Source organism: Streptomyces sp. NPDC054847, assembly GCF_053610925.1.
In genome coordinates this window covers 1-2,259 of sequence record NZ_JBSGZJ010000698.1, presented here as the reverse complement: position 1 = coordinate 2,259, position 2,259 = coordinate 1, and the positions used below count along the sequence as shown (strand labels likewise).

The following is a 2,259-nucleotide window of genomic DNA, read 5'->3' as shown; positions in this document are numbered from 1 at the left end:
ATCGAGTTCCGGGGCCCTTCTTCCTGCCCGGAGGCAACCCGACCGGGACGCCACCGCGTTCAACTGGTGTGGAACACCGAACGGGACGGCGAGGAACGGATGCGCGGTGGGCGGGGCGAGCGCGACTTCGAGGAGTTCGTCGCCGCGCGCGGCCCCAGGCTGTTGCGGATGGCGTGGCTGCTGACCGGCGACACTCACCTCGCGGAGGACCTGCTCCAGACCGTGCTGGCACGGGTCTGGCCGAAGTGGCACCGGATCGCGAGGGACCGGCCGGAGGCGTACGTCCGCAAGGCCCTCGTCCACACCCACGCCTCCTGGTGGCGCAGACGCTGGCGGGGCGAGGTCCCGCACGGCGTGCTGCCGGACCGGGCGGGGGACACGGACGCGTACGAGGGCGTCGACCTGGAGCAGTCGCTGGCCGCGGCCGTACGGCTGCTGCCCGTGCGGCAACGGGCCGTCGTGGTGCTGCGCTACTTCGAGGACCTGAGCGTCGAGGACACGGCGGCGACCCTGGGCTGCGCACCCGGCACCGTCAAGAGCCAGGCGGCCAAGGCGCTGCGCACCCTGCGGGACGCGCTGCCCGCCGCTGTGGAAGGCGGTGAGCGCTGTGGCCGGCCCTGATGACACAGGAGGTCAGCAGCCTGCCGGCAGTGGTGCCGAGGGGGCGGACGAGTCCGAACTGCGTGTCCTGCTCGAGCGGGCGGTGCCCCGGCTGCCCGCCCCCACGGAGCGGATGCAGCGGGTACGGGAGCGTGTCGCCCGCCGCCGGCGCTCGCGCCGCGCCGCCGGAGCGGCAGCGTGCGCGGTGTCCGCCCTCGTCGTCGCGGGGACGCTGCTGCCCGGTGCCGGCCAGGGCGGCGGGTCCGCGCTGCCCGCCGCCTCCGCTCCGTTCCCGCCTTCCCCGTCCGCCCCGCACCTGGTGAAGCTCTACTTCGACGGGCCGGCCGGTCTGGTGCTGCCTCTGCCGTCCTCCTGGGACTTTCTTGAGGTGGAGGCGGACCCCCGGCAGAAGGTGACCGCCCGTGGGTACGCCGCCACACAGCCGCTCTCCACGTACGACCGGCCCTGTTCCGGGGACCCGTGGGGCTGTGCGCCGGTGAAGACGCTGAAGGGGGGAGGCGCGCTGCTCGTCGTGACCGCGGAGCACCCCGGACCGTTGGGCAAGAAGGCTCTGGAACCACCCGTTCTACATGAATCGGGCACCGTCCCGCCCGGCTGTCGCGCGATCGGCGGCGTACGGGAGCTCAGCGGGCTCATCGGCGGCCCGGGCGCCGGGGACCCGCTCGCCACAGCGCACCTGTGCCTTGCCGAGGACGCCGGCGGGGCCCTGGGTGAAGCACGCCACATGATCGCCGGGGCCCGTTTCGTACCGGCGGGGGCGGACACCGGATCCACGCCACCTGCCCCGGGCAGCATGCCCGGGCAGGACGGCGACCATGCGCAACCCGAGGACTGAGAGGCCCGTACATGCTCGCCAACCGAACCCTCGTCGTGCTCGCCTGCGCCGGCGTGCTCCTCACCGGCTGTACGGCGGCCGGTCAGGACACCGCGGTCGAGGACCGGTCCAGGACCGCGGGCGCCGCGTCCGGCGGGGAGGACCACGGAGGGAACAGCGGCCGAGCGGGGCGTTCCGCGCCGGAACCCCAGGCCGTCAGGCCCGCGGAGATCCCCGCCCTCGGGCCGAGGACCCGCGCGGCGGTCCCGGAGGACGCCCTTCAGGCCGTCGTCGTCACCGGGAAGGATGCGGATTCCAACCGGGCAACGGCGGTGCTGTACGAGCGGGAGCCGGGGCAGGGATGGCAGCCCGCGTCCGGTCCGTGGCACGGGCACAACGCGCTCAAGGGCTGGACGGGCGACCACCGCCAGGGCGACCTGCGCTCACCGGTCGGCGTCTTCGGGCTCACCGACGCCGGTGGCAGACTCCCCGACCCGGGCACGGAGCTCCCGTACGACCGCGGGCCCGCCTTCAGGATCAGCGGGCGTGGATTCGAGGGGGAGCCGCTCGCCGGTTCCTTCGACTACGTCGTGGCCGTCAACTACAACCGCAGGCCCGGCACCACACCCCTGGACTGGACCCGTCCGCTCGGCGCCGGGAAGGGCGGCGGCATCTGGATCCACGTCGACCACGGGGGGCCGACGCAGGGCTGCGTGTCGCTGCCGCGCGGCCGGATGAAGGAGCTGCTGCGGTGGCTGGACCCGGCCAGGCGGCCGGTGGTGGTGATGGGCGACGCGGCGGCGCTGGCGCGCTGAGAGCGACGG

General features: G+C 74.6%; 3 protein-coding genes. All 3 read left to right on the top strand.

Annotated elements, in window-relative coordinates; all coding sequences use genetic code 11:
• The first annotated feature begins 99 nt into the window (after positions 1-99).
• Genes ACWGH4_RS34385 through ACWGH4_RS34375 form a run of 3 tightly spaced genes read left to right on the top strand, consistent with a single transcriptional unit; the run spans position 100 to position 2,250 of the window.
• Positions 100-621 (top strand): SigE family RNA polymerase sigma factor, encoded by a 522-nt coding sequence (locus ACWGH4_RS34385; protein ID WP_453467746.1) that lies wholly within the window; start codon positions 100-102, stop codon positions 619-621.
• Positions 608-1,456, top strand: a complete 849-nt coding sequence (locus ACWGH4_RS34380; RefSeq protein ID WP_453467744.1) for a hypothetical protein — start codon at positions 608-610, stop codon at positions 1,454-1,456. The genes ACWGH4_RS34385 and ACWGH4_RS34380 overlap by 14 nt, the downstream gene beginning before the upstream one ends.
• 11 nt (positions 1,457-1,467) lie before the next feature.
• A complete protein-coding gene (locus ACWGH4_RS34375) occupies positions 1,468-2,250 on the top strand; it encodes a L,D-transpeptidase family protein (RefSeq protein ID WP_453467742.1) in 783 nt (260 codons plus the stop codon).
• Positions 2,251-2,259: the final 9 nt, after the last annotated feature.